This window comes from Pullulanibacillus camelliae (assembly GCF_014642655.1).
Classification (GTDB): domain Bacteria; phylum Bacillota; class Bacilli; order Bacillales; family Sporolactobacillaceae; genus Pullulanibacillus; species Pullulanibacillus camelliae.
On sequence record NZ_BMIR01000003.1, the window covers coordinates 108,152 to 134,750 of the forward strand.

Here is a 26,599-nt window from a genome sequence, read left to right on the forward strand (position 1 = left end):
AACTATCTATGATACTAGTAAATGAATCAAAAAGAGGGTTGAAGATGGTAGAAGGAAAAAAACACTTGAGGGCAATTGATATGACTTATGCAGCGATGTTTGCGGCGCTCATGGCAATCGGAGCAAATATTGCTCAATTTATTCCACCAATAGGTGGTGTTGATATCACTCTGCAAACCTTTGTTGCAATTCTTGCAGGGGCACTATTAGGCAGTAGAGTAAGTGTCATTTCCATGGTTCTTTATATTCTTGTAGGTTTAGCTGGGGCCCCTGTTTTCGCCAAATTTTCAGGAGGACTCTCTGTCATACTGAGTCCTGAATTCGGATTTTTATTATCCTTTATTATTCTTGCTTTTGTCATGGGCGAGATCATAGAGAGGAGCGCGTCGCTCAAGCCATTTATCTTTTTCATTGCTAGTTTTGTCGGCCTTTTTATCAATTATGTTTTCGGGACAAGTTATATGTATTTTGCTTATCACCTATGGGCACCAGGACCTAAAGGGACATCCATTATTACCTATCCATTAGTGTGGGGCTGGATGCTGCTTCCTTTAGTAAAGGATATCATCCTTACACTATTAGCGGGGAGTATTACTCCGAGAATCTATCGAATCATACATAAAAAGCAAGTCAATCGATGAATGCTCAGTTCGATTCTAAATTTTAAGGGCGGGGCTGAGACAAAGCTAAGGCAATTTGCTTAAATCTCAATAATAAATTTTTTGAGATAATACAAAGCGTAGACTTCTATGGGAAAAACAACAGCTGAGAGCCTCACAGAAAGTGCATTTCTTTCGAAGCGTTGTCTGAATAAAGCGCAGTATTTTGATAAAGCATGTATTGCTCAACTGAAAAACGAACGAATTCGGTTATGAATTCTGAATTCGTTCGTTTTTTTATATGCAAATAGAGTCTGAATGAAGCAAGGGTTTTCGCCTCTAATTTGTGCCTGGAAATTGTTAAAAATATTTTCAAAACACGTTAGGAATGTGGTAAAGTATAGTCTTGAATACTAAGTATTGGGCTTTTAAAATTTAAAATCAAATGGTTAGACGATGCGCAGAAAAACGGTTACAATATATAGACTTTAAAGAATAACGGTCTGTGAAAGTAAGATCAGCTATTTAATCATTTAATCTAAAAAGTTATAAAACGATAAGGAAGTAAGGGAGTGGTCTTATGGAGAGCGTGACAGTCAGCCCAAGTCCAGGCTACAATAAAATGTCGATATCAGCGTTGTTATTGGCAGGGACGTTCATTGCGATTCTAAATCAAACGCTGATGATTACAGCGATCCCACCGATCATGCATGAAATGCATATTTCAGCTAATACCGCCCAATGGCTGACAACGGTCTTCATGCTTGTTAATGGGGTGATGATCCCAGTCAGTGCCTTTTTACTTGAACGGTTTACAACGAGACAGCTGTTTATCTCAGCGATGAGCATTTTCGCTGTGGGTACTTTAATTGCCGGGCTTGCGCCTAACTTTAATGTGCTGCTTTTGGGGAGAATTGTCCAATCAAGTGGAGCAGGTATCATGATGCCACTTATGCAGACGGTCTTTTTGATGATTTTTCCTGTTAGCCGAAGAGGGGCAGCGATGGGGTATGTGGGCTTAGTTATTTCATTTGCACCAGCAATCGGACCAGCCTTTTCCGGCTGGATCATCGCCAATTACTCTTGGCGTGTGTTGTTTTTTATCATCCTACCCATCGCGTTGATTGATATTGTCGTTGCTTTTTTCGCCATGAAAAATGTGACAGAGCTTACCCATCCAAAAGTGGATATTTTATCAATACTCTTCTCCTCAATAGGATTTGGTGGCTTATTATATGGTTTTACTTGTGCAGGGAATTTTGGTTGGGGCAGTCGAAGCACGATAATATGGCTGGCAGTTGGTGCGGTTGTTTTAACTTTGTTTATCCTCCGACAGCTGAAGATGCGTCATCCTATGTTAGAGTTCCGGATATTTAAAATCAATGTTTTTTCCCTTACGACCTTTCTTACCATGATTGGCTTTATGGGGTTGATCGGCGCAGAAACACTTGTCCCCCTCTATATGCAAAACATGCGGGGATATTCAGCTATGGAATCAGGCATTGCGATTCTCCCAGGGGCATTGGTCACAGGGATCATGTCGCCAATCACTGGACGAATTTTTGATCGGGTAGGTGCACGTTGGTTGGCAATCATAGGCTTGACCATTGTCACCTTGTCTTCACTAGGCTTTTCATTTCTTGATCCCGGAACGTCCTTTAGTTATATCACGATCATGTATGCGATTCGCATGTTTGGCTTATCCATGGTGATGATGCCGGTAACAACTGCTGGATTGAATCAATTGCCGAAGCACTTGATTCCACATGGTGCGGCTATGGGGAATACGATGAGACAGGTTGCGGCTTCAATTGGAACAGCCATTCTTGTTACTGTCATGACAACGACTGCTGTTTCAGCTCGGCATAATGCAGCGATCTCTCATCCTGATATTCATGGCGTCAATGTCGCTTTTATGGTAGTTACGCTCTTATCGGTCATTGCATTAGCCCTGGCATTTTTCATTAAGCGCAATGAGCCGCCTGTTGAGAAATCGGGTGGGGCAGGGACTGTGTCCAAAAGACAGCGCAGAAAAATGGCCTTAAGAGGTTAAACAAAAGATAGCATATTAAGCTCTCACTCTAAGCTGTCGAAAAAATAGCGGCGGTCATGGTGATTTTTAGTCCCTATTTGAGCTTTTAAATAGGAGAGCTTAGCGAAGGATATTCCACCTAACCTGTTGGAATATCCTTCTTTTTTTAAAGATCAGAAAGTATAAAATTTCTGATCATGAGGACGGTGCAGATTTCCGCTCCAGGTCGCTCGCTTTCCGCGGCGGAGTGGTAAGCCTCCTCGTGCCTTCGCACTGCTAAGGTCTTACCGATCTCCTACTTCCCGCAGGACTCTAGTATCGCATCATGAGTCAACGGCGCCCGTGGAACACATGATTTTAGAGTGTTCCGAATCTCGCGCCTTGCGCTCCCATCCAGCAATGAAGCCTCTTTCATATTGGATGGTGCTCTATACTAAGGACAAGGACCGGGCATGTCTTTCGCCCGGTTTTTCTTATATTATTAGAATTTATAACTTCGCTGACATTCATAAAGGAAGAGAGTATAAGGCGGGCTTTGACTTTCGCCACCTGAGGCTTGCGGGCAACCTAAGTGATTTGCAAAAATCACATCAGGAGTACCAGTGAAGTGGTGCAAGCCAAGTTTTCTAATCTCATCCAAATTAGTTTAACGGGAAAAAGGGTGGGAAGGTTCATGCTTTTTCCTTACCTCGCGTTTAACGATTTGTGGGAATGTATGGGCATTTCTGCCGTTGAGAAAGAAGGCTGCTTTCGTGTGATATTTTTAAAAAAACATCCAAAACCTTTAGAGCATAGTCGCGACTTGGTCCATCCTAAAGGTGAGGGTTCCCATTTTTTCTTTTGTTGATACCTCCCAAACATACACCCTTAGGGTCATAAAAGGCGTGATTAGGGCTAAAGGCTCGGCTTGCATGGAACGTAGTATAAAAGCAGGAGTAGACAGCTGATACATATGGTGAGTCGATACATTTTTAACCCTTCGACACCTTTGAATCCCATTAATGTTTAAATAATGTGGGACTACCTACGCATAATGCCCAAGCCATTGCCGTTCTTGGCGCATCTTTAATCTCCAGGCCCAGCGGTTTACTAAAGCTCTATTATGAAAGAGAAATAATCCTTTTCGATATCCGACAGAGAGAACCACTGCTTGCCCTTTCTTTCGAGAATAGAAATAGCCTTCGCCATTGGATACATATCCCTTGATGTTCTCCCATAAAATTATCGCTTGTTGCATAGAGTCAAGAAAGGAGAAATGGAGAGTGTCTTCGGGTTGTGCAGCGATGGCCATGCATGATCCAGCCGCAAATATGAAAGGATGGGACTTGACTTGAAGCGTGTTCTCGACGAGTAGACAGCCTCTTTTATTTGTTGGAAGTCCTGCTTGTTCAAACAATGTCGAGGCCTCAGGCTGAGTCATCCAAAGCAAGTCTGTAAAGGAATGCTCCCCACTTGTTGTAGTGATCGATGCATTAGATATATCTTGGACGGAGGCATTTACCGTTAAAGAGATGTCCTTTTGATGCATGATGCGCTTGAGCCTTTGAGAAAGAGGTTTGGGATAATCAGTCAGCAGAGGGGCTGGGCTAATATAATGAAGTTGACCGTTAGGGTTATTCTTTCGGCGCCATGCGTGTATGGCTAATGTCATTTCAATAGCCTCGATGCCATCTCCGACAATGACTAAGTGCTGCGTTTCTTTTGCCTTTTGAATGGTTTCAAGAGCTGTTTTATTTGTCCGTAAGCGTAAAGCATGTTGAAGAATGGTGGGCTCTTTGCTTCTCTGTGGAAAAGAACCGGTAGCAAAAGAGATGATATCAAAGGGAATCTGATGGCCTTGATCCGTTAAGAGACGCTTATTTAGAATATCAAGCGATAGAGCATTGGCTCGACGCCATTTAATATCGGCCTTTTTGACCCATTGCTCAATATCGATAAGAAGCTCTTCAGGTGAATAAAAACCTTCAGCAAAGCTAGGAAATAACCGTGGATCAACAGTGTGGCGGTCCGCACATAAAAGCGTGATTTCTACATCCTCTAGCTGGGGGCTAGTAGCTACTTGCTTTAATAGATAAAGATGTGGGGCATCCATGCCCACTAATAATAACTTTTTGATACAAAAGCACCTCTTTATAAAGTAGTCTCCCCTCATATTATCTAAATGGAGGGCGCTTGGGCAAATTAAAGGGGCCGAGGTGCACGGTTGATATTTGTATGGAGCAAGTGACCATTGGGAAGAGAACATGTAAGAAGACGGTCTGCCTTTATAAATATTTTTCCCGACTTAACCACAAGGTAGGTCTCATTAAACTGATCATGTTTTACAACAAAAGCACCTCTTATTCAGTGCCTTGAGTCATCAGTTTTATAGCCTCGACGATTGCCGTTCTTGTCTGGCTGAGCTTTTTTTGATCATCTGAATCAAGAGACATTGCAAACGGATTGATCCCTGCCCATGCAGTAGCCAAGGTCATGATGGCAGACAGCAAGAATTCAGGAGTGAAGGTTGTTTTTTTCAGGTCAACGTTTTGTGCATTTTTTATCATTTTAATTTTTTTATCCTGTGCCGCAGCACGTTCGGTAAAGCTCTCTGTTTTGTTTTCTAATTTATTCCATTCCATTAACCGCAGAATATCGGGATGTGCCATGGCCCAATCAAAAACCTTTGCCGCAAAGCCTGGAAGGTCCTCGGGGGTAAAGGTTATTTCTTCATAGACACGCGTTAAGTGCTTTTGGAGGACGGTCGTAAAAAGCGTTTCCTTATTCTCAAAATAAATGTAAATCAGGTTTTTGTTACATTTAGCTTGCTTGGCAATGCGGTCTACACGGGCGCCTGCAATGCCATAAGAGGAAAATTCCTTCATAGCTGTCTCTAAAATCCGTTCTTTTGTGGCTTCAGCGTCTCTCATTGCATTTTCTCCCGTCTAATAATAAATTTTATGGTTAAAATATAGCACATGAATCAACTATTTGACAAACTAGTTAGTTAGGTAATATATTTATAACTAACCGGATAGTTAGTTATTCTGGTAATTCACATGAAAGAAGGACTAATCGATGACAGAACAAAGCAATAAGATTGCCATTGTTACAGGTGGCAGCCGCGGCATTGGCCGAAGCACTGTGTTAAGTCTAGCAAAGCGCGGCATCGATTCCATTTTTACGTACCATTCCAATCAGGAAGAGGCTAAAAAAGTGGTTGCCTTAGTACAGGAAACAGGCCAGAAAGCAATGGCCTTGCAATTAGATACGACTAATATCAGCACGTTTGACGCCTTTGTAAAAAATGTAGAAAAGGCGCTTGGAGAGCTAGGAGTTGAGCGATTCGATTTCCTTGTAAATAATGCGGGAACTTCACATCACAATACCCTTGAAAAGACGACTGAAGAAGAGTTGGATAGGCTATACGAGGTTCACTTCAAGGGTGTGTTCTTTCTAACGCAGCAGCTCCTGCCGCTTATCAATGATGGCGGTCGAATTGTAAATATTTCCACAGGACTGACACGCTTTGTCGTGCCGGGAAGCGGTGCCTATGCTTCCATGAAGGGGGCGATTGAGATTTTGACACGTTATATGGCGAAAGAGTTGGGAGCACGTGGGATTGCAGTAAACACTGTAGCCCCTGGTCCTATCGCAACGGACTTCAGCGGACTTCGTACGAATGAAGAATTGAAGAAGGGTCTTGGGGAGATGACAGCTCTTGGTCGAGTTGGTGAACCCAACGACGTTGCGGAAGTCATTGTATCGTTACTTTCCAATGAGACTCACTGGGTGAATGCCCAACGTATAGAAGTCTCAGGTGGCATGTCTTTATAACCCTTAATAACTTGTGTATCATCACAATGCTTGTTCGCTGTTAAAACTTGACGTGTACTGTTGTAATCGAGAAGAGCAAGGGCTCTTGAGTCCTTTTTATCAAAGTAAAAATCTCCCATACCACCAAATGGTATGGGAGATTTGATTAATAAGCGATTTCCGGTGGATAATGGTTGTTAATGGTTAACCCGCCATCAATTTTGATGACTTGTCCAGTAATAAAACCAGCTGCATCACTCGCGAGGAAGAGCGAGAGGCTAGAGACGTCATCCGGTTGTGTTAGTCTTTTAAGTGGTGTTTTAGCAATGACGCCTTCTTTGAATTTTGCAAAACCGTCTCCGGAATAAAAGGTTAGGGAGTCGGTTTCTACAACACCTGGAGAAATACAGTTGGCGGTAATCCCTTTTTCACCAAGCTCAGTAGCGAAATAGCGTGTGAGTGATTCTAAAGCAGCCTTGGCAGAACCAATATTAGCATAGCGAGGAAGAGTAAACTCGCTGCCCATGCTAGAGACGGTGATGATACGTCCAGCGCGACCCTCCATGAGTGGTACGGCTCTTTGGACAGCCTGTAAGGTGCTATTGACAACGACTTGATAGGTTTTAGTGATATGGTGTTCTTTAATGTCAAGGAGCGTTTTAAAAGCTGTTGCCGCTGCATTGGCGATGAAAATATCCAATACGCCCCATTCTTTTGCTACATAATCAAACATGGCATCAATTTCTTCTCGAGAGTCCAGGTCTGCTTTGAAAATTAGTGCTTGTCTACCTATATTTTGAACTTCTTCAGCGGTTTTTGCCGCTGCTTCTTCATCGCGACGATAATGAATAAGAATATCGGCGCCTTCCTCAGCAAATTTTAAGGCCGTCGCTCGACCAATCCCACGTGAGCTTCCAGTAATAAGCACTTTTTTGCCCTTTAATGTATCACCCATTTGTGATCCTCCTCTTTTCTAAATATTTATTGCCTCGTTATCAAATATAAGATGATAGCCTTGGTGAATCGCTTTAGCCGCATTGAGCTCAGATGCGTCATAGCTCCCCCCAACAAGCTCTGTAGGAACATCATCCTTGATCAGCTCATAGAGTTCGCGATTAGCGACTTGTCCAGTACAAAGGATCACTTGATCGGCTTCAATACAATGCCGTTCTTCTTCATTGGCAATCCAGACACCCGCTTTTGTAATTTCTAAGCATTCAAAGCCTTTATAAAGTTTAACCCCTAATCTCTTCAGCTCTGAAAGCAATACCCAGCGTGTTGTTGGGCCAACACCTTTAGCAACTCTTGGCGATCTTGAAATAATGGAAAGTTCAACTGAAGCAGGCGCTTCAACTTTTGTTCCATAGTCTTCAAAAAAGCCTTGAATGCCTTTGGGGACCTCGTTGGTTGAAGCGATAAAATGAGCTAAATCTGAACCAATACCACCACCGCCTATGATAACAATTTTTTTCCCAAATGGCACCTTTCCAGATAACACGTCAGAGTAGGTGGTCACATGAGAGAGCTGCGTTCCTTTCAGCTGTTCTGGAATGAAAGGAACCACTCCAGTCGCTAAAAAGACCTTATCATAGGTTTTCAATGCTTCGGCTGATGGCTGGGTAGACAGTTGAATGGTAACATTCAAGCGCTCCAGTGCCGTTTGATAAAAGCGAATGGTATTTCTGAATTTGTCTTTGCTAGGAATTTGTGAGGCCAAATAAAAATGCCCACCTAGTCTTTCCTTAGCTTCAAAAAGGGTAACGCGGTGACCGTCTTCAGCAGCGGCCTTTGCTGTCGCCAGACCTGCGACACCGCCGCCAACGACAGCGATATTTAATGCCGCCGTGCTCTTCTTCCTATTTTGCCAAGCCCACTCATGTCCAGTTTTAGGATTAACTAAACAGCCAACAGGCTTTAAGGGATGCCCTAATGTATGGTCAAGACAGGCTTGGTTACAGGAAATACATAGATTTAAGCCTGCAGGATCCCCTGATTGAAGCTTGTTAGCAAATCCTTCGTCAGCGAGCCAGGGGCGTGCTGGAGCAATAAAATCCATTTGTTCTTGCTTGAGAACCGCTTCTGCTGTCTCTGGAGTATGAATGCGATTGGCCCCAATTACAGGGACATCGACTGCCTGTCTGATAGCAGAGACAATATGGGCAAAGGCGGCAGGGGGAACACTTGCGGCAACGGTTGGGATGCGTGATTCATGCCAACCAACACCGACGTTGAGCGCATCCACCCCCTCAGCAACAAGGCGCTGGGCAAAGAGAAGCGTCTCATCACGCGTCGTACTCCCTTCCATAAAATCATCTCCCGACAATCGATAAATGACGGGATAATCCTTGCCAATGGACTGACGAATACCTGAGATAATTTCTAGAGGGAGCCGCATGCGCTTTTCAAAGCTCCCACCATAAGGATCGGAGCGCTGATTGGTTAGCGGAGAGAGAAACTGATTGAGTAAATAGCCTTCGGAGCCCATCAACTCTACTGCGTCAAAGCCAGCCTGTTTAGCAAAATGAGCCCCTTCTATAAACGCCTCTCTTATCGCTTCAATCTCAGTGATGGAAAGCTCCCGGGGCGTCTCTTTTGTGATGCGTGACATGATCGGACTAGGGGCAACAGGTGAGAGACCCGTTTCTGTACTTTTCGCATAACGGCCGTTGTGCTGAAGCTGTAAAGCCATTTTTCCTCCAGCATGATGTACCGCTTGGACCAGTTCTTTAAGCTGATCGCGATGGTTTTGGTCGGTCAAACAAAACATGTGGTCGCCACCACCGGCGGGAAGCACAGCGACACCACCTGTGATCATCAAGGCAGCACCGCCTTTAGCACGTTCTGAATAAAAAGCCTTCAGCTGATTTAATTGGTGAGCATCGCCCTCTATACCTAGATGCATGGATCCCATGAGAATCCGATGCGGTAATTCTAGTGAGCCGATGCTGCCTTTTTGAAAGAGTAATGCGCTCGACATTTTAATCACCCTTTGTTAAATAATGCTTGGCAATAACAACCTTTTGCGTTTCTGCCGTGCCTTCCTCAAACCATTGGAGACGGCCATCCCGATAAATACGTTCAATTTCACTGCCGTGGAAGTAGCCAATACCACCAAAGATTTGTAGGGCTTTATCTGTGACGCGCTTAAGCATCTCTACACTATAGAGTTTGGCCATGGACGCTTTGGCAGGTTCAAGCTCGCCTTGCTCCTGTAATTGTCCAGCTTGATAGCATAAGAGACGAGCGGCTTCAACATCTGTGGCCATTTCAGCGATATAAGCCTGGATAAGCTGCCTTTTACTCAGGGGTTTACCAAAAGTCACACGTTCATTTGCTCGTGCTACAGCGAGGTCTAAGGCGCGCTGTGCAAGTCCGACGCATGTGGTCGCGACCGAAATACGACTGGGGTCTAGAAAGCCACTAAGAGCAGCAATAAGTCCTTGTCCAGGTTCACCTAATAGATTATTCGCGGGGACCCGTGCATCTTTTAAAATCAAGTGTGCATGACCTGTTCCTGTTTGTCCCATTGTTCTTGGCATCGCATGAATCGCTAACCCTGGTGTATCTCGTGGAACCATCAGAGCGAGTGTTCCATCATAGCCGCTTGTGCCTTCAAGGCGAGCGAAGAGGAGAAAATAGTCCGCGACATCACCAAAAGAAATCATCCACTTTTCGCCATTAACAAGGTAATCCGAGCCTTCTTGTCGAACAGTCGTTTTAATATCTGCCCCTGAACCACTGTTAGGCTCAGTTAATGTGAAGGTCGTAATGATGTCACCGTTAATCAATGGTTTAAGAAAACGTTCCTTCTGCTCATCGTTAACAATGGGTAAAAGGGGGCGCCAAATGCCATTGCTCACGTGAACAATGACACGGATGGACCCATGTGACTGTGAAAAAAGTTCAATAATTTCGAGGTATTGGGAGAAGGTAAGGCCACGGCCCCCGAGTTCAACGGGAGCAGCTAGATTTAGAAAGCCCTTTGTGCGTAACTCATCCCAAACGTCCTTTCCGCATTCTCCAGTGGTTTCAATGCGCTCAGCAATTTCACGAAGAGGACCATTAACGTATGCTTGCACTTCTGCTTTAAGTTCTTGAAAGGCTGTATGATTCATCACAATCTCCACCTTTTTTTAAGCCTTAGTGGTGATTTTATCGGTAATCATTTGTCTAAGGACGTATTTTTGTACCTTACCTGTTACAGTACGTGGCAATTCGTCGATAAGCTCAAGATGTTCTGGCCAATAGATTTTAGCAACACCTTTAGCTTCTAAATAGGAAGTAATATCTTCTAATGTGAAGGCTTTGTTTGTTTTAAGTGTAACAAAGGCACAAATGCGTTCGCCTAAACGAGGATCAGGCATGCCGACAATCGCGACGTCTTTGATCTCCTCATGCTCATATAACAAGTTTTCAATCTCAACAACAGGGATCTTTTCACCACCGCGATTGACAATATCCTTAACGCGTCCGGTGATGCTTAGATAGCCTTCTTCGTCCATGATTGCTAAGTCACCTGTGATAAAGAAGCCATTTTCGTCTATCGACTCCTCATACCAATCGTGGTGATCCAGATAAGTGGTAAAGGTTGCTGGCGTTTTGACTCGATACATGCCTTCTTCGCCACGAGGAAGCTCATTTCCTTCATCATCGGTAATTTTCATTTCCATGCCTTCGATCACACGTCCATCTGTACTCCAAGCTTTTTCACTATTGGAATAAGGCGAGCCGACACTTACGAGGCAGGTTTCCGTAGATCCCCATCCACCAACAACATGGCACTCTAAGGCAGCAGTTGCATCGTGAGCAAGCTGTCGAGGTACAGCGGCGCCGGTGGCAACAAAGATTTTTAATCCCTTTGGCGGACGCTTGTCCCGTGAAATGTCTGCTAAAAATGGCATTGCGGCTTGAACAAAAGTTGCACCGTGTTCTTCGATTGCTTGCCGCGCAGTGTCAACATGCCAAATCGCTTGGCAAATTTGCTTTGCACCTAGGGAAAGAGCGACGATCATTCCATATAAAAAACCGGTTTGATGCGCCATAGGTGATGGAATCCAAATGCCATCCTGATCAGTCAGTCTGAGCGTCTTAGTGTGGGCATGAACGGCGAAGCTTAAAGTGCCATGGGTGTGGATGACACCTTTTGGTTCTCCCGTTGTTCCCGAAGTGAAAAGAAGCTGTGCATTGGTACTGGCTTTTGGCCATAGGGCTTCAATGGTTTTCATATCAGGTGCTTCTGCTGCGAGACCTCCAAGGCAAGCTGTCATATCAAGTGGATCTCTTGAAGTAATGGTAAGTGTTGTTTCAAGATGGGGAAGCTTAGGGGCAATGCGATCCACCATTGGCTGATAATCAAATTTTCTATAGCTTTCAGGAATGATCAAAATGCGGCTTTTTGATTTTTCCATAATAAAGGCAACCTCGTGATCCCTAAGTGCTGGTAGAATAGGGCAAGCGGTTGCTCCAATTTTCCAAATGGCAAGGGTTGTGACAACGAACTCCCAACTATTGGGTAAGATGTAAGCGACAAATTCACCAGGTTTTATGCCATGGTTAAGGAGACCTTGCGCCGTACGGTTGGCAAGGTCATTCAGTTGTCCGTAATTGAGGGTAATAGCCGTTTCGGTACTTAGGTCCACAACGGCTTCTTTTTTTGGATCAACAGTAGCTAGACGTTCTAGAAAAAGCGGTTCGTTATCGAGATTATAGTGATTTATCATACTGAAACAGGCTCCTTCCTGTCTGCATCTTGTTTGTTTTTGATGCGCATGTCAAGGCCTAATTGGGCCATGTGATCTAAAAACTCTGGATAAGAAATCTTATAGGCATTTGGGAAAGTGAGATCACTTGTTCCAGAAGCACGTGTTGCCGCTAAGGCAAATGCCATTTCAACACGATGATCATTATAAGTTGAGATGGAGGCAGAATGGAGAGATTCTACGCCATTGATGATCAAGTCATCGCCAACTTCTTTAATATCTGCTCCCATTTTATTAAGCTGCAGCATAGCCTTAACGCGATCCGATTCTTTCAAGCGACCTGGACCGATATTTTTTAGGATGGTTTGTCCTTGAGAAAGAGCAGCAAGCACACTCATTGCAGGAATTAAATCCGGAATATCCTTCATGTCTATCTCAAGGCCAGCAGTTGGACGAATCCCGTTATGTTGAATGTGAATGCGATCATTTTCTTCATCAACAGTTACAGGAACCCCCATTTGTTGAACGATCTCTAATACTTTACCTTCGGGGTGAGAACCTGCTGCAGAGATTCCTTCTAGAATCAAATCACTCGGATGCAGGGCTCCCAAAACGAATAAAAAGGCTGCTGAAGAAAGATCAGGCTCAAGAGCAAGATCACATGGTTTATATTCCTGATTAGCAGGAACGGTCCACATCCGCCCATTTTCATGTTCGATCACTTTAACGCCAAACTGGCTCATCATTTCAATAGTTAAGTTAATATAGGTTTTCTCATTTAAAGGTGGAAGAGCTTCAACCACCGTGTCTTGTGAAGCGAATGGAGCAAGGATTAATAGACCAGAAATCCACTGACTGAGCGTGCCTTGGATCTTAATATGTCCACCCTTTGGAAGTCCTGGATGGACAGTAACAGGGAGACGGTGATCTTGAGCCTCTAGTTTGACGCCCATATCAGATAGAGCGTTAAGGAGCGGGCCCATCGGTCTAGCTTTTAACGCTTTATGTCCGTCAAAAGTAACAGCTTCTCCAACAGAGCGAGAGCCTAGACCGATTAAGAATTGCGAGGTAGTACCGGAGCTTCCAACACGGACGTTGCCGTTCTTTGGTATATAGTTACCACCTTCAACGACATAACCATCTGAAGTTTTAGTGACTTTTATCCCTAAGTCTTCTAACGAATTGAGTGTATCTTTGATATGTAATGCGTTCGATTGACCAGTGATCTTTGATTGCCCATCTGCGAGTGATCCGAAGATAAGCGCGCGGTGTAAGTGATACTTTGAAGAAGGGACACGAACAGTGCCTTTAACTTTTCCTTCATTGGTGTTAACAAATAATCTTCCCATAAATTAAACCCTCCATTTGATTTCCGAGATAATGGCTTATTTAGTTGTTGAAATAAATGGAATTCTGATTATCTCTCTAGTCATTACTTTATTCAAAAGTAATGATGTTTATAACTAGGACTTAGTAGCAGGTTACAATAACATTATAGTACAAAATGGGGTTAGGTAAAAAGCAACTTGCACTTTTTTCTTAAAATTAATAACCAAGTCCTAATATAAACGCCTAGTTTCATATATAAAAACTGTTGGTCGTGACAGACAGAAAACTCCCAATAAGGCATGTCAACCTTAATTGGGAGTTCGATGTCTTATTAGAGCTCTCGGAAGTCTGGAACATCTTCAGGGCCGTGAAGATGCTTCGAGAGCTGTTCACGGATGGTTTCATTAATGGGGATAGTGTGCCTATTCTGAAAGTCATATTGAAGCAAGATGGCTCTGCCACGCGCTTTCCATTGGCCTGCTTCATCCTGTATGGCATGCTCAACAACAAAACTAGAATTGCCAATACGACTGATCCATGAAAAGATGGTAATGTTTTGAGCAAAGTGGATTTCTTGTAAATAATTACAAGCAGTTGAGCCGATGATAATGTTCCAATTTTCAATGCTAAGATCTGGATTAAAGAGCTGTAACAATTCATTTCTTGCCGTTTCGAAATATGTATAGTACATCGCATTATTGACGTGCTGCATGGCATCACAATCATTAAATCCGACAGTTAACTGGTAGCGATACATCGCTTGTCCCCCTATTTAAGTCAAATACAACCCCTATTATAACGCATTAAGAGTGGAAAGCGTGGAGGGAAAAAGCAGGCGATTCTTCGCCTGCTTTAAGCTTAAAAAGTGTTCAATAGCCTGTTTCCACTGAAGCGTTCACAATGTACATCAGATCGTTTTGATCGCCTTTGTCTTCTAAATAAATACCGCTTGAGGTTACCATTCCCCCGTCTAAAACTTCGACGGTCACTGTACCATAAGGAATTTCTTGTTTGACTCGCTCAATATTAAGCTTATCTTTATCGCAAGGGACCGCGAGTTTAATATTCACCTTCATGTTATTTAAGTCTTGGTTTGGCAAAAGATTTTTTATGCCAGGCATGGAATTCGTATGTATCGCGTTGATAATGGCGCGGACTGACGCTTTTGTTACATCCTGGCCGTGAACATCAACACCAAAGCCCGTTTGAATGAAAAGTAAATGTTCCATCTAATTGTGTCCTCCTTTAATGGCTATTCCTTCATTTAGTGGTATTATAACAGGTTCTATCCTTCATAGCCTAATAGACGGCTATAGACATTCATTAGAAATTAGCAGGAATTCGATTAGCAAAACGAGAATTAGATGGTACATCCGAAGCGTTGGAAGTGATGGGAGGGAAAACGGTGTCTAAAGCAGACAATATGCTTTTAATTCTATGGCTTTTGCAGTCCAGAAAGCAGATGACAGCACAACAACTTTCAGAAGAGCTTGAGATACACATTAGAACAGTCTATCGCTATATCGATGCCTTATGCGCAAGCGGGGTACCGATTATTGCAGACTCTGGACATAATGGCGGATACCAGCTACTGAATGATTTTATTGAAGTCCCGTTATTTTTTAATGCAGATGAGCAAAAGGCTCTCGTTCATGCAGCAAAGTTTGCGATAGAGGCTGGTTATCCTTATGGAAATACCCTTGATCAAGCCGTAACAAAATTGAAAAGGTATAGCAACGAAGCCCAACGTGAAGCCATTGATCGTCATGCGAAGGGGTTTGATGTCATTCCCCCCTCCTTTAATCACTCCTTGCAGCCCGTTTTTCAAGAGATAGAAGGAGCAGTAGCGGCAGGGCGGACACTTTCAATGCTTTATCAAAAGGAAGGCGCCCCATCCTCACAGTCACGAACCATTGATCCTTATGGACTCATATATTGGATGGGGAAGTGGTATATTGTTGGTTTTTGTCATCTCCGTGGAGCCGTGCGTAGTTTTCGGGTTGATCGCATGCAAGCATGTACCATAACAGACAAGAGCTTTGAACGTCCCCATCAATTTGAGGTGCGAACATTTTTTCTTAACAATTTGCTTCCATCCAAAGCACCTGAAAACGAGCTCGTGGTTATTCGTATAAAAGGGCATGAACAAACCCTTAAAGATGTGGGGCAGCATTGGTTTTTGGCTCACACTGAAGTCAAATGGGAAGATGACGGGATCACCTTTAAAATCGACAAAAAATCGGCTACGGGTTATTTACCATATATTCTTCTTCAGTATGGAAAGAGCATTTATGTTCTCGAACCTCAGAGTGTGAAAGAAAGGTTAGTTGCTATTGCTTCTGATTTACATCACTATTATCAAAACAATTTACTTCCCTGACCATAGGTGTCAGTGAAGGTGTTTTACGATGGCACTAAGAAAGAATTGAGAGGCAGATAACAAGTTAATAAAAGGAGAGAAGGCATGGGACAAGTTGAAGCATTTATGCAGGAATGGTTGAGACATCGCAGAGTGTTAGAAGAGTTATTGCAGCCGATTAAGACAGAGCACATGGATTTTAAGCCGTGGGATAATGCAATGACTTTAAGTGAGCTGACGCTTCATGTTGCCTATTGGTCGAAGGCTTTTGTGACCTTAGTGAAGACAGGTGTTAATGATTTTGCCAAGCTTGTGGCCGAAGAGCCTAGGGCTAGCGTCTATCAAACAATGGATGAGATTCGTCAGACTGTGAGTCAATGGACAGAGGAGACGAAGCAAGCCTTTTCCACACTGAGACCTGAGGATTTGGAGGTTGTCAATGTCTCTCAGCATCCCAATTTTAGAGGACCAAGAAAATTGTTTTTGCAGATGATGCGGGACCATGAAATCCATCATAAAGGCCAGCTTTTTATCTATGCTCGGATGGTTGGGGTTAAGGAAGTTCCCTTTTTTATTAGATTATAAGGAGGAAAGATATGAAGGAGCAAACGCTGAGTTTATATAATTATCACAAATGGGCAAATCAACGCCTTTTTGACCATCTTCACAAATGTCCAGAAGAGCTCTATACACAGGAAATAAAAAGTGTTTTCTCATCTATTGCAGAGGTCATTGAGCATGTTTATTTGGTCGATCAAATCTGGTTCTCCGTCATAAAGCAGCTGCCTTATGAGGAAACGATGAAGTGTGTTGTCCGTGTGCAAGAAGCTGTGAAAGGAAAAAGTTTAGTCGATCTTGACACCATGTATCGCTCGCTGTCTGAAGAATTTTATGCTTATCTAGCAGATCAAGAGGATTTGGATACAATCATTGTGTGTGAGCATCCAAGCTATGGACGATTGGATACGCCACTTTCACAGCTGGTACAGCATGTGGTCAATCACGGTACGTATCATCGTGGCAATATTACAGCCATGCTCAGACAAATGGGGCATAAAGGAGTTCCGACAGATTATATTTTTTACTTATATGAGATGAATGAAGACTAAAAAGCGGGAACAGCGCAAGGGCTGTTCCTTTAAGCTGTTCAGACTTTTTCTGCAAAGGCTTCTGCGGCAATGCATAAATAATAGGCAAGGTCTGGTTGCTGCTCTTCAAGCATGGTGCGATGGAAGTCATCCTGTAAAAAAAAGCGACATTGCTGAGCGAATGCACTAGGATCGACTTGGTGCCCATGAGCGTTAAGGAAGTCAATGTGGTTGCCGATCAGTGTCCGAACGCTTTTCTCGTTAACTTTTTGCTGATCTATCATCGCCTCAGCCATGTTCTTTAGAAAATGTGTAGCTTCCTGTGCAGAAGAATTCATTTCCTGAACATCAATAGATTGTTCGTCTTTCAGTAGGTCTACATTGTAGGTCTCTTTTAAATACGTATTTTGTTCTTTTAACGCGTCCCTCCATTCCTCTTCACTATTAAAGCCGTCAAACAATGTTTGTGGTTCCATGGCCTCTCCTTTCTTGATGAACGTGATAGACTTTTCGATCGTTTGTACAAGCTGCTTGGTTCTGTTGAGCCGCTGAAGTAGAAGTGTTCGTTGTTTAGTCAAAAGGGATAAACGATCGGGTTCATTATCTAATAGGTGTTTGATCTCCTTAAGGGGAAAATCGAGTGCTCGATAAAATAAGATGTGCTGCAAGCGCTCAAGCTCATGCTGACCATAAAGGCGATAGCCGGCATCACTTAACTGACAGGGGATTAATAAGCTTATTTTGTGATAATGATGCAGTGTCTTTACTGTCACATTGGCAAGTCTTGAAAGCTCCTTGACCGTATAAAGCATGACTCACCTCCTCGTTGATTTATGCTACGCGCTCCTCTAAGGTAAGAGTCAAGGGTGAGACATAAGTTTTTTCAAAAGATCAGAAAGTATAAAATTTCTGGTCATGAGGGCGGTACGTGATTCCGCTCCAGGCAGCTCGCTTTCCGCGGGGGAGTGATAAGCCTCTTCGCGCTGCTAAGGTTTTACCAATCTCCCACTTCCCGCTGGAGTCTCGTGCCTTGCGATCCCATCCACTTGATCTTGAATGAAGCTTCTTCCATTTATGGTGATGCTCTGTACTAGACAAGGATCGGGCATACTTTTCACCCAGTTTTTCTTAGTGGTTCATATTCCGTTCATAAATATCTTGTATATTAAGGATATGATAAGAGTATAGGTTTTCGCTATTAAGATCTTTTATACAAAAGCATATTAATGAAAACAATAGATTTGAGAGGATACTATTGTTTTTGTTGATATGAGCAAAAAGGACTGAAAAGATATGACTCAACTATTAGTTGTAGATGATGATCCATATATCAGAGAACTTGTTACTGTCTTTTTGAGAAAGGAAGGCTTTGACATTGTGGAGGCTGCTGATGGTGAGGAAGCTTTAACAGTGATGGACCAAAATAAAATTGATTTAGTGATATTGGATATCATGATGCCGAATATGGATGGCTGGGAGCTTTGTAAGGAAATCAGATCGTATTACAAGGAAGAGCTCCCCATACTTATGCTGACAGCCAGAGGAGAAACAACTCAAAAGGTGAAGGGGTTTAATTTAGGCACGGATGATTATATGGTGAAGCCCTTCGAACCAGTAGAATTGGTGGCTCGGATCAAGGCGCTGTTGAAGCGTTATAAAATTGTTACTTCGCAAAAATTACAGATTGGCCCCATCACACTTGATCGAGAAACGTATGAGGTCCTTGTAGATAATAAGAAACTCACACTTCCTTTAAAGGAATTTGAATTGTTGTTTAAATTAGGCTCTCAACCAGGGAAGACCTATTCAAGAGAAGAGCTTATTGAAGATATTTGGGGCTATGATTATGAAGGGGATGAGCGCACTGTAGATGTTCATATTAAGCGTCTTAGAGAGCGCTTCTCAGAGTGCGCTGATTTTAAAATCACGACGGTGCGCGGACTTGGTTATCGCTTGGAGGGTCTATGAAGCAGTTCTGGCATATTTTAAAGCATATCTTAGGTGTGGCTGCAATGATTTGTGCGATGCTTATCGGCTGGGCGTTGGCATATTTTATCATGCGTTGGTTCTATTCCGTAGTTGCTTGGCGTCCTAGCATCTTTTTACAGCAAATGATCCATTCTGTTTTAGGCTTTTTCATCTTTGGCTTTGGCCTGTATATAGTTGGTAAGATTTTTCGTTTCAGGAATAGACAACTCGAGTTTTTTAATCCCATGATTGACGCTTTTGAACAGATGGCACAGGGCAATTTTAACATTGATCTTTCCTTTTATCAGAAAGAGTTTAGGTCAGAAAATCATCCCTATTATCACATCATTCAGAGCATGACCCATATGGCAGATGAACTTGGTGAAATGGAGCAAATGCGTCAGGAATTTATTGCAAATGTTTCCCATGAAATCCAGTCGCCATTAACATCTATTAGTGGATTTGCTCAAGCCTTAAAAAATGAGGACCTCACGTTAGCAGAGCGGAGACATTATCTTGATATTATAGAGACAGAGAGCAAACGGTTGTCAAAGCTGAGTGAAAATCTTTTAAAACTCACTTCACTAGAGTCAGAAAAAACCCCTTTTGAACCAGGGACCTATCGACTGGATCAGCAAATTCGTCGCGTCATCTTAGCCTGTGAACCGCAGTGGACAGCCAAGCAGCTCGATATGGATGTTGCAATGGAGTCTGTGGTAATAACAGCTGATCGAGAGCTTTTAAGTCAGGTTTGGTTCAATCTCATTCATAATAGCATTAAGTTTACCCCCTCAGAGGGTCGGATTCGAATCTCTTTAGAGTCCTCCGATGATAAAGTGATGGTAACAATAGGTGATTCAGGGATTGGGATGACTAAGGAAGAGCAAGTGCATATTTTTGAACGTTTTTATAAAGCAGATCGTTCCCGCAATCGTACAGCAGGAGGCAGTGGCTTAGGATTGTCTATTGTAAAAAAAATTATCGATCTCCATCATGGAGAGATCTATGTGGAGAGTGAGCTAAATAAGGGCACTCAATTTACTATCAAGCTATTGAAGCAGGCCTCCGATACAGGCAACCAGGCGAATTAAAAGCCTGGTTTTTTTGTACTATCAGAATGTATACCTTCGCTGACGCTCATAAAGGAAGAGAGTATAAGTTCAGGCTTTAATTTTCGCATCTGAGGCTTGTGCGGTGCGCTTTAGTGTGCTATTTGAAGCATCAGACTAGGGGCGACCGGCAAAGCGGTATGCCTTGAGTTTTCTTTTTCTGCTAAAGGGTAATGAGGAGAATATGAAACCATTTTTAACTTTGTGGCGTCAACATAGCATTCCGAAAAGTTTGCCGTAATACACTCTTAAAGAAGTGACCATACTGAATGATTAATGATGAAATGTTTTATAAGTCACTTTTCAAGGAGACCTTATTTGCTATGAAGAAATCTTTAGTTACAAGCTTTTGTCTTATCTTGTTCTCTGTGTATTTGGTTGGATGTGGCAACAAAGGTATGACGCCACCCGATAAAGACTCAGAGCACTCTCAACAGGACAGCGATGTGAAAGCAAAATCAGTGAACGATCTGATTCGCAAAATTAAGGAGGCGGCAGCTAAGGGGCGTGTGATGAAGGCGGATATTGTAGCAGGAAAGTCAATGATCCAAGAGGTACAAACCGATTGGGGCAACCCTTCCTCACAGACGCAGACATCAACTGGGCTCTATGCGGATTACAAAAAGCAAAAAGTGGCCGTTGGCTATTTTCGCCAGACGCCAATTTTTGATGTGCGCTCCTATGCTAGTGCGCTTCACGACATACGACTGTCGGATATAAAAAAACAGCTAGGGTCCCCGGATGGCACGCATTATTATAAGGACAAACAAGTAGATCAACAGATCTTGACTTACACAATCAATCAAACCTATCAGTTGAAATGGATATTGCCAAGACCGACTTCAGCTAACCGCGATCCAAGGGTGGATCATTTGTCAGTCTATGATAAGGCCATTGCTGAACAATCCATTCCTGCAAAGCTACAAGGCATGACTTTAGATGAAAAAATTGGGCAGATGCTGATGGTGGGTGTGACCGGTACGACGATAGGTGCTAACGAAAAGCAGTTTATCAAGGAACAGCATGTCGGTGGTGTAATTCTTTACGGAAAAAATATTAAAAGTGCGGCACAAACTGTTCAATTGATTAATGCGCTAAAAACGGTGAATAAAGATGCCCAGAATCCCTTTCCATTATTTATTAGTGTTGATCAAGAGGGGGGAAGCGTAGAGCGTCTGCCGTCTACAGTAAAATCACTTCCCTCTGGTGAGGCGATTGGAAAACGTAACAATCAGGCGTATTCTAATCGCATCGGTCAGCTCATTGGCAAGGAATTAAAAGCATTTGGTTTCAATATGGATTTCGCTCCGGTCCTAGATATTAAACAATCAAGTCATTCAGCGATTGGAAACCGTGCTTTTGGTTCGGATAAAAAGACGGTGGGTCAATTAGGCGTGGCAACGATGAAAGGCATTCAATCCCAGCAGGTCATTTCAGTGATCAAGCATTTCCCGGGCTATGGGAGTGTGACAGTAGATGCCCACGCTGATTTACCAGCGATCACATATGGCAAGGGACAATTGGAGGCTGTCGATTGGTGGCCTTATAAACAAGCGATTGCTAAGGGGGCTGATATCGTCATGGTCACGCATCTAAAGGTTCCACAAATTGATACTCACTATCCAGCCTCTATGTCTCGCCCTTTAATCACTGACATGTTAAGAACTGATCTTAATTTTCATGGCGTTGTCATTACCGATGATATGACGATGGGAGCTATCACAAAGCATTATCCTGTGGATCAGGCGGCCGTTCAATCCGTCAAGGCAGGGGCAGACATCGTGCTCATTGCTTATAATAAGAGTGAACAGCTCAAAGCAATTCAAGCCCTTAAGCAGGCAGTAAAGAGTGGCGCCATCTCTATGAATCGCATTGATGATAGTGTATATAGAATTCTTCGTTTAAAAGAGAATTATCACTTATCTGATCAATTGCAATCCTCTGTTGATGTTCATGCGCTCAACCAATCGATTCAAGAAGCTCTTACCCCCTCTTAACTTATTTTTAGAGCGCTATAGACTTTTTCCTCAGCCTTCCGACGATCAATAGTAATAGGGGGATGCCAAGACCGATCGGAAGGGAGGCTGGGGCCCAATAATAGCGGATAAATTGATCATAAAAGCTCTGATTCGGGCTAATGATGCGTGTGATCACACTTATAATCAAAATAAGTGGAAGAAGAACAGAGCGTTGTTCTTTTAAATGAAGTAGCTTGGATAAGCCATGACTTGTAACAAAGAGGCAGATCGAGAGCTTATAAAAAATTGTTAAGATCCATATAATAGCGACCATCACCTCGATGCGCTGAATGAAATTCCCGATACTGATTTCTTTCCCTAATTGATAGCTGGGATATTGGTTAAGGCTTGTCAGTTGAGCACCTAGGACTAAAATACAGAGAAAAATGGTAGAAACCAATACAAGCCCCCCAAGCAAGGTGCCCAATAAAAAACATTTTTTGATGTGTTTTTGATTATCGACATAAGGGATAATCATTAAAAATATGGGTAATTCGAGAAAAGGAAGACCTAAGAAAGTAAAGGCGGCCCTGAAAATGGGGCGGACACCGCCATCAAGTATGGGTGTCAAATGCGACAGGTTGATTTGAGGCAGTAACAAAATAAACATTAGGCATAAAAAAGTGCTGATCCATGGAAAGAATATTTCTGCAGAGCGTCCGATTACCCCTAGGCCATAATGGACACCGGTAATGGCGATTAACAAAAAGGATATGCCAATCACTTCCATAGGCGTTCTTGGAAGAATCTGCAGGTTGAGGAAGCTAATGATGAGCCCAACCATGACACTCGATAGAAAGAAGTAATATATCACATAGAAGAGGTTCAGGGCATTCCCCAGAGCTTTCCCTAATACAGCTTGACTATATTCAATAAAGGTTTGTTTAGGGAACTGTTGCGCGACTGTACTGTATAACCAAACTAAGAGAATCCCAACGCCCCAACCGAGAATGCCCGCAAGCCAACCGCTTTGATTGGCTACATTTGTGATGACAAAAGGTGCATCAAGGATATTGGAGCCGATGGTAAATAGCATGACTAATATAATAAATTGATGGTGTGTAATTTTATTGGGGTCCAAGGTGTACTCCTCCTAACTATAATAGGCGATAGAGCCATTCACTTAAGGGTTTAGTAAGAAATTTAATGAAATCAAGCGGGTTAGGAATGTGGACCCCGTTATAGTATAAAAGATTGAGGATCAGCCCGAATAGAAGCAAGAGGGAGAAAACGATAAGGTCCATTTTCGCTTTTACTTTAATGAGATGCGGGATCTCGATATACCCAATAAGGCTTGCAGAAATAACGATAATACAGTTGATCACTAGAGACACCTTCTTTTTTATTGAAAAGATTCAATGATGGTTCCTAACCGGCGTACTTGGATATCCACTGTGACCTGAACCTTTGTTTCTGGAAAGGTCTCGTCCCAGCGAGGTTCAACTTGTCTCCAGTAATGTGGGTGATGGTGATAGAGGATATCCCCAAAACCGAAAATATCACTGTTTAGACGTTCTTGTGTGCCTTTTACAGTAGTGACCAGCATGGTTTTGAGCTTTTTGTTCAATCGATCCTCAAGCATATAGACGTTTTTGAAATTGTTGAGATCGAGTTTACATTCCATATCATCAATATCTGCTGCACCACTCACATGAATATCCATCATAGGCTTATTATGGACAATTTTGGATTTTATTTTCGTTTGAAGATTTGAGATTTCAAAGGTGGCTTTACCCTCACGACAATTCACATATTCTACGGTTTGTGCAACATGGTTGGTAATCTTGTTGTACCCTTTACTTTCAGATTCATTTAACCAGCCAATTAATCGATCTCTTTTAAAAACGGCGAGATCTGTTAATTTTAGCACCGCAGGAATTTGCATGCGTTCTATGTTTTCTGTCGTCTTACCTAGCCTTGGGTTGCCTTCAATTTCAATCCCCGTTAGGACAGGTTCCTTGCCTGGCGTCAATATGCAGTCCAAGAGGTCATCAATGGTTACTGTACGAGTCGGCGCCCAATTATCTTGAGAATATTTTAGAGAACCATAGATTTTATTGGCGGGGATTTTTTCTAAAGGGGTTAAAATATGCAAAATATTAGCCCCTGTACTATGCTTGGCGACCAGTAAATAAAAATCAGTTCTCAGCTCGTGATCCCGATAAAAGAAGTCTAATGATTTTCGAATGCCTTCTTGCGCCATCGTCTCACCAAAAATAAAAATACGTAGATGAGCAAAATATAAGCGTCTCGATACACTGGTAGATAATTTACGAATGGCTTCAAGAATGGTTTTGCCTGTTGCCTGATAAGTAATGGCCGTCACACGGTTTGACGGGTATTGTGAAGCAATTTCAGAAGGGCTAAGGAGCTGAACGGTAATCAAATAATCTCCATTGTTGGCCTTATCTATAGCGATGGCATTAACAATTCCCAACTCATTTAATTCCACCTTATCCCAGCATCCAGATAAAAGGGGGGCGCAGAAAAGAAGAATGGCTACTAATTGCTTGGCCTTCATGTTCGCTCTCCCTTCCTTTGGGAGCGCATTTTGCTATGATGACGGTTTGTTTGGTCTTGACGCTCTGTCTCCCTTTTAAAAAGATGAGGACGTGTGATCATTTTCCATTGAGGAACACGTAAAATAGCATCCTTCTGATCTTGTTTGACATGCGGGCCGAATGGCGCCATGTATGGAACGCCGAAAGACGATAGACTGCATAAATGCATGACTAAAAGAATGAGACCGCCGATAATGCCATATAACCCGAAGCTCGCCGCTAAAAGCATAAACGGAAAGCGAATCATACGAATAGAAATCGCCATATTGAAGGCGGGTGTAACAAAGCTGCTTATGGCTGTTAAAGAAACGACAATGACCATTGCAGGGGAAATTAAGCCGGCTTGAACTGCTGATTCGCCAATAACTAAGGCGCCAACGATGGAAATAGCAGAGCCGATGGCTTTAGGTAAACGAATGCCTGCCTCACGGAGAATTTCAAAAGTAAATTCCATGATTAAAGCTTCAATAAAGGCAGGAAACGGGGTTGCCTCCCGTTGTGAAGCGAGGCTGATTAACAAGGGCGTAGGAATCATTTCTTGATGAAACGTTGTAAGTGCAATATACATGGAAGGAACGAGCAGAGACATCAATAAGGTGATATATCTGAGAATACGCAGTAGGGTACTGATATCCGCTCTCTGATAATAGTCCTCACTGGATTGAAGAAACTGCACAAACAAAGCAGGTACCATTAAGACAAAGGGGGTGCCATCAACAAAGATGGCGACTCGTCCTTCCAGCAAGCCTGCTGCGATCGAATCCGGTCGTTCGGAATTAAATATGGTTGGGAAAGGGGTAAGGGTTTTATCCTGAATCAACTCCTCAATATAACCGCTCTCTAATATAGCGTCAATTTCAATATTATCTAAGCGGCGGTGGACTTCTTTTATTACATTTTCATCAGCAACCCCTTTAATATACATAACAGCAATATCAGTCTTTGTGCGTTCGCCGATTTGTTGCGTTTTGATCCAAAGATTGGGGTCTTTTATGCGTCGGCGAACTAAGGTGGTATTGGTTCTTAAGGTTTCTGAAAAGGCCTCCTTGGGGCCTCTAATTACGTTTTGGGAGGAGGTCTCTGTGACGCCTCGATCTTCCCAGGCTCGTATTCCGGCAGCCATTCCGTTAGGGTGCTCATCAATTAAAAGGATGGCATCTCCTGATAGAAGGTGTGCATATAAATCATTGAAGCCCTGGAGGTCCTTGACTGAACTGATTGTAAGGACGGATTCTTTAATAAAATCATAAAGGTGCTGTTTGTTGATCTTTTTATCTTTGAAAGTATTCTGTAGCTTCGTCATCAATGAGCCAAGAACAAATTCTTGAACAGCAGTTTGGTCAATAAGACCATCAATATATAGAAGGCCGATGGTAATTTGGGTTTGGCCGGCAAGGTGAAAGGTTCGAACAACAAGGTCTGAGCTTTCTCCCAAATCGTGTTTGACTTTATGTATATTTTTTTGCAGATCTGGATAAACGGGATGGTCTTGCTGAGAAATCGGCTTGTTGTCAGGTGATTTATTTTTTAATTTGAACATATATTCACCTTCTCACATGATGTTTAACGTTATTATGACCAACCTTTATGGATTTATTTTGTACTATCAGAATGTATACCTTCGCTGACGCTCATAAGGGAAGAGAGTATAAGGCGGGCTTTGACTTTCGCCACCTGAGGCTTGCGGGCAACCTAAGTGTGTGATTGGCAAAAATCACATCAGGCGTAGCAGCGAAGGGGTGCAAGCCAAGCTTTCTAAAAGAAAGTGTAAAATTTCTGATCATGAGGACGGTGCGGATTTCTGCTCCAGGCCGCTCGCTTTCCGCAGGGGAGTGGTAAGCCTCCTCGCGCCTGCGCGCTGCTAAGATCTTACCGATCTCCCACTTCCCGCAGGATTCTAGTCTCCGCATCATGAGTCAGCGGCGCCCGGGGAACACACGATTTTAGCGTGTTCCGAATCTCGCGCCTTGCGCTCCCATCCACTTGATCAGACAATGAAGCCTCTTTCATATTGGACGATGCCCTATACTAAGGACAAGGAC

The 26,599-nt window shown here is 43.0% G+C and carries 23 protein-coding genes; 9 read left to right on the top strand and 14 right to left on the bottom strand.

The features are described 5' to 3' along the window. Positions 1 to 44 precede the first annotated feature (44 nt). Positions 45 to 641: a biotin transporter BioY gene (locus tag IEW82_RS04850; protein WP_188690039.1), complete on the top strand. Its 597-nt coding sequence runs from the start codon at positions 45 to 47 to the stop codon at positions 639 to 641. Positions 642 to 1,179: 538 nt separating this feature from the next. Further along, the gene (locus IEW82_RS04855; RefSeq protein ID WP_188690042.1) at positions 1,180 to 2,652 is read left to right on the top strand and encodes an MDR family MFS transporter; all 1,473 of its coding nucleotides are present in this window, start codon (positions 1,180 to 1,182) and stop codon (positions 2,650 to 2,652) included. Between the two features lie 1,003 nt (positions 2,653 to 3,655). Here the strand turns inward: IEW82_RS04855 and IEW82_RS04860 are convergent. Together IEW82_RS04860 and IEW82_RS04865 are read right to left on the bottom strand one after the other, a co-directional pair. Beyond that, positions 3,656 to 4,723, bottom strand: coding sequence for an NAD(P)/FAD-dependent oxidoreductase (locus IEW82_RS04860; protein ID WP_229672361.1), 1,068 nt, complete (start codon positions 4,721 to 4,723; stop codon positions 3,656 to 3,658). A gap of 247 nt (positions 4,724 to 4,970) precedes the next feature. Next, the gene (locus IEW82_RS04865; RefSeq protein WP_188690047.1) at positions 4,971 to 5,540 is read right to left on the bottom strand and encodes a TetR/AcrR family transcriptional regulator; all 570 of its coding nucleotides are present in this window, start codon (positions 5,538 to 5,540) and stop codon (positions 4,971 to 4,973) included. A 148-nt stretch (positions 5,541 to 5,688) separates the two neighbouring features. Between IEW82_RS04865 and IEW82_RS04870 the strand changes: the two genes are divergently transcribed. Next, positions 5,689 to 6,447, top strand: a complete 759-nt coding sequence (locus IEW82_RS04870; RefSeq protein ID WP_188690051.1) for an SDR family NAD(P)-dependent oxidoreductase — start codon at positions 5,689 to 5,691, stop codon at positions 6,445 to 6,447. 145 nt (positions 6,448 to 6,592) lie between these two features. Here the strand turns inward: IEW82_RS04870 and IEW82_RS04875 are convergent, their stop codons facing one another. The 7 genes from IEW82_RS04875 to IEW82_RS04905 form a co-directional block, all read right to left on the bottom strand. Beyond that, complete coding sequence (locus IEW82_RS04875; RefSeq protein ID WP_188690054.1) at positions 6,593 to 7,381, bottom strand: SDR family oxidoreductase; 789 nt, start codon at positions 7,379 to 7,381, stop codon at positions 6,593 to 6,595. 18 nt (positions 7,382 to 7,399) lie between these two features. Then, on the bottom strand, positions 7,400 to 9,403 hold the full coding sequence (locus IEW82_RS04880) for an FAD-dependent oxidoreductase (protein ID WP_188690056.1): 2,004 nt from the start codon (positions 9,401 to 9,403) through the stop codon (positions 7,400 to 7,402). A gap of 1 nt (position 9,404) precedes the next feature. After that, positions 9,405 to 10,541: an acyl-CoA dehydrogenase family protein gene (locus tag IEW82_RS04885; protein WP_188690059.1), complete on the bottom strand. Its 1,137-nt coding sequence runs from the start codon at positions 10,539 to 10,541 to the stop codon at positions 9,405 to 9,407. Between the two features lie 18 nt (positions 10,542 to 10,559). Beyond that, positions 10,560 to 12,146: an AMP-binding protein gene (locus IEW82_RS04890; protein WP_188690061.1), complete on the bottom strand. Its 1,587-nt coding sequence runs from the start codon at positions 12,144 to 12,146 to the stop codon at positions 10,560 to 10,562. After that, complete coding sequence (gene aroA, locus IEW82_RS04895; protein ID WP_188690064.1) at positions 12,143 to 13,474, bottom strand: 3-phosphoshikimate 1-carboxyvinyltransferase; 1,332 nt, start codon at positions 13,472 to 13,474, stop codon at positions 12,143 to 12,145. The genes IEW82_RS04890 and aroA overlap by 4 nt, the downstream gene beginning before the upstream one ends. Before the next feature lie 311 nt (positions 13,475 to 13,785). Further along, positions 13,786 to 14,211, bottom strand: a complete 426-nt coding sequence (locus IEW82_RS04900) for an acyl-CoA thioesterase (protein ID WP_188690067.1) — start codon at positions 14,209 to 14,211, stop codon at positions 13,786 to 13,788. A gap of 112 nt (positions 14,212 to 14,323) precedes the next feature. Next, complete coding sequence (locus IEW82_RS04905; RefSeq protein ID WP_188690069.1) at positions 14,324 to 14,683, bottom strand: Lin0512 family protein; 360 nt, start codon at positions 14,681 to 14,683, stop codon at positions 14,324 to 14,326. 176 nt (positions 14,684 to 14,859) lie between these two features. On the opposite strand from IEW82_RS04905, the gene IEW82_RS04910 reads away from it, so the two are divergent. From IEW82_RS04910 to IEW82_RS04920, 3 genes are all read left to right on the top strand, one after another. After that, positions 14,860 to 15,834 (top strand): helix-turn-helix transcriptional regulator, encoded by a 975-nt coding sequence (locus IEW82_RS04910; RefSeq protein ID WP_188690074.1) that lies wholly within the window; start codon positions 14,860 to 14,862, stop codon positions 15,832 to 15,834. A gap of 84 nt (positions 15,835 to 15,918) precedes the next feature. Beyond that, positions 15,919 to 16,398, top strand: coding sequence for a DinB family protein (locus IEW82_RS04915; RefSeq protein WP_188690077.1), 480 nt, complete (start codon positions 15,919 to 15,921; stop codon positions 16,396 to 16,398). A gap of 11 nt (positions 16,399 to 16,409) precedes the next feature. Continuing rightward, the gene (locus tag IEW82_RS04920; protein ID WP_188690080.1) at positions 16,410 to 16,922 is read left to right on the top strand and encodes a DinB family protein; all 513 of its coding nucleotides are present in this window, start codon (positions 16,410 to 16,412) and stop codon (positions 16,920 to 16,922) included. A 38-nt stretch (positions 16,923 to 16,960) separates the two neighbouring features. On the opposite strand, the gene IEW82_RS04925 is transcribed toward IEW82_RS04920, so the two are convergent. Then, the gene (locus tag IEW82_RS04925; protein ID WP_188690082.1) at positions 16,961 to 17,713 is read right to left on the bottom strand and encodes a MerR family transcriptional regulator; all 753 of its coding nucleotides are present in this window, start codon (positions 17,711 to 17,713) and stop codon (positions 16,961 to 16,963) included. 481 nt (positions 17,714 to 18,194) lie between these two features. Here IEW82_RS04925 and IEW82_RS04930 point away from each other — a divergent pair, with 481 nt between their 5' ends. The 3 genes from IEW82_RS04930 to nagZ all read left to right on the top strand — a co-directional run bounded on the left by IEW82_RS04930 (position 18,195) and on the right by nagZ (position 21,975). Continuing rightward, complete coding sequence (locus IEW82_RS04930; protein ID WP_188690085.1) at positions 18,195 to 18,869, top strand: response regulator transcription factor; 675 nt, start codon at positions 18,195 to 18,197, stop codon at positions 18,867 to 18,869. Further along, the gene (locus tag IEW82_RS04935) at positions 18,866 to 19,960 is read left to right on the top strand and encodes a sensor histidine kinase (protein ID WP_188690088.1); all 1,095 of its coding nucleotides are present in this window, start codon (positions 18,866 to 18,868) and stop codon (positions 19,958 to 19,960) included. The genes IEW82_RS04930 and IEW82_RS04935 overlap by 4 nt, the downstream gene beginning before the upstream one ends. A 341-nt stretch (positions 19,961 to 20,301) precedes the next feature. Continuing rightward, positions 20,302 to 21,975 (top strand): beta-N-acetylhexosaminidase, encoded by a 1,674-nt coding sequence (nagZ, locus tag IEW82_RS04940; protein ID WP_188690091.1) that lies wholly within the window; start codon positions 20,302 to 20,304, stop codon positions 21,973 to 21,975. A gap of 7 nt (positions 21,976 to 21,982) precedes the next feature. Here the strand turns inward: nagZ and IEW82_RS04945 are convergent, their stop codons facing one another. From IEW82_RS04945 to IEW82_RS04960, 4 genes are read right to left on the bottom strand one after another with little or no spacing between them, the layout of a single operon-like run. Beyond that, a complete protein-coding gene (locus tag IEW82_RS04945; RefSeq protein ID WP_188690095.1) occupies positions 21,983 to 23,077 on the bottom strand; it encodes a GerAB/ArcD/ProY family transporter in 1,095 nt (364 codons plus the stop codon). Between the two features lie 16 nt (positions 23,078 to 23,093). Then, on the bottom strand, positions 23,094 to 23,321 hold the full coding sequence (locus IEW82_RS04950; RefSeq protein WP_188690098.1) for a hypothetical protein: 228 nt from the start codon (positions 23,319 to 23,321) through the stop codon (positions 23,094 to 23,096). A gap of 17 nt (positions 23,322 to 23,338) precedes the next feature. Beyond that, positions 23,339 to 24,517 (bottom strand): Ger(x)C family spore germination protein, encoded by a 1,179-nt coding sequence (locus IEW82_RS04955; RefSeq protein WP_188690100.1) that lies wholly within the window; start codon positions 24,515 to 24,517, stop codon positions 23,339 to 23,341. Next, complete coding sequence (locus IEW82_RS04960) at positions 24,514 to 26,097, bottom strand: spore germination protein (protein ID WP_188690103.1); 1,584 nt, start codon at positions 26,095 to 26,097, stop codon at positions 24,514 to 24,516. The genes IEW82_RS04955 and IEW82_RS04960 overlap by 4 nt, the downstream gene beginning before the upstream one ends. Between the last annotated feature and the right edge of the window lie 502 nt (positions 26,098 to 26,599).

What these genes read in the sequence shown, in the direction of transcription:
- IEW82_RS04850 (WP_188690039.1), top strand. Translation starts at nt 45, where the DNA reads ATGGTAGAAGGAAAAAAACACTTGAGGGCAATTGATATGACTTATGCA.
- IEW82_RS04855 (WP_188690042.1), top strand. Translation starts at nt 1,180, where the DNA reads ATGGAGAGCGTGACAGTCAGCCCAAGTCCAGGCTACAATAAAATGTCG.
- IEW82_RS04860 (WP_229672361.1), bottom strand. Translation starts at nt 4,723, where the DNA reads ATGGATGCCCCACATCTTTATCTATTAAAGCAAGTAGCTACTAGCCCC.
- IEW82_RS04865 (WP_188690047.1), bottom strand. Translation starts at nt 5,540, where the DNA reads ATGAGAGACGCTGAAGCCACAAAAGAACGGATTTTAGAGACAGCTATG.
- IEW82_RS04870 (WP_188690051.1), top strand. Translation starts at nt 5,689, where the DNA reads ATGACAGAACAAAGCAATAAGATTGCCATTGTTACAGGTGGCAGCCGC.
- IEW82_RS04875 (WP_188690054.1), bottom strand. Translation starts at nt 7,381, where the DNA reads ATGGGTGATACATTAAAGGGCAAAAAAGTGCTTATTACTGGAAGCTCA.
- IEW82_RS04880 (WP_188690056.1), bottom strand. Translation starts at nt 9,403, where the DNA reads ATGTCGAGCGCATTACTCTTTCAAAAAGGCAGCATCGGCTCACTAGAA.
- IEW82_RS04885 (WP_188690059.1), bottom strand. Translation starts at nt 10,541, where the DNA reads ATGAATCATACAGCCTTTCAAGAACTTAAAGCAGAAGTGCAAGCATAC.
- IEW82_RS04890 (WP_188690061.1), bottom strand. Translation starts at nt 12,146, where the DNA reads ATGATAAATCACTATAATCTCGATAACGAACCGCTTTTTCTAGAACGT.
- aroA (WP_188690064.1), bottom strand. Translation starts at nt 13,474, where the DNA reads ATGGGAAGATTATTTGTTAACACCAATGAAGGAAAAGTTAAAGGCACT.
- IEW82_RS04900 (WP_188690067.1), bottom strand. Translation starts at nt 14,211, where the DNA reads ATGTATCGCTACCAGTTAACTGTCGGATTTAATGATTGTGATGCCATG.
- IEW82_RS04905 (WP_188690069.1), bottom strand. Translation starts at nt 14,683, where the DNA reads ATGGAACATTTACTTTTCATTCAAACGGGCTTTGGTGTTGATGTTCAC.
- IEW82_RS04915 (WP_188690077.1), top strand. Translation starts at nt 15,919, where the DNA reads ATGGGACAAGTTGAAGCATTTATGCAGGAATGGTTGAGACATCGCAGA.
- IEW82_RS04920 (WP_188690080.1), top strand. Translation starts at nt 16,410, where the DNA reads ATGAAGGAGCAAACGCTGAGTTTATATAATTATCACAAATGGGCAAAT.
- IEW82_RS04925 (WP_188690082.1), bottom strand. Translation starts at nt 17,713, where the DNA reads ATGCTTTATACGGTCAAGGAGCTTTCAAGACTTGCCAATGTGACAGTA.
- IEW82_RS04930 (WP_188690085.1), top strand. Translation starts at nt 18,195, where the DNA reads ATGACTCAACTATTAGTTGTAGATGATGATCCATATATCAGAGAACTT.
- IEW82_RS04935 (WP_188690088.1), top strand. Translation starts at nt 18,866, where the DNA reads ATGAAGCAGTTCTGGCATATTTTAAAGCATATCTTAGGTGTGGCTGCA.
- nagZ (WP_188690091.1), top strand. Translation starts at nt 20,302, where the DNA reads ATGAAGAAATCTTTAGTTACAAGCTTTTGTCTTATCTTGTTCTCTGTG.
- IEW82_RS04955 (WP_188690100.1), bottom strand. Translation starts at nt 24,517, where the DNA reads ATGAAGGCCAAGCAATTAGTAGCCATTCTTCTTTTCTGCGCCCCCCTT.
- IEW82_RS04960 (WP_188690103.1), bottom strand. Translation starts at nt 26,097, where the DNA reads ATGTTCAAATTAAAAAATAAATCACCTGACAACAAGCCGATTTCTCAG.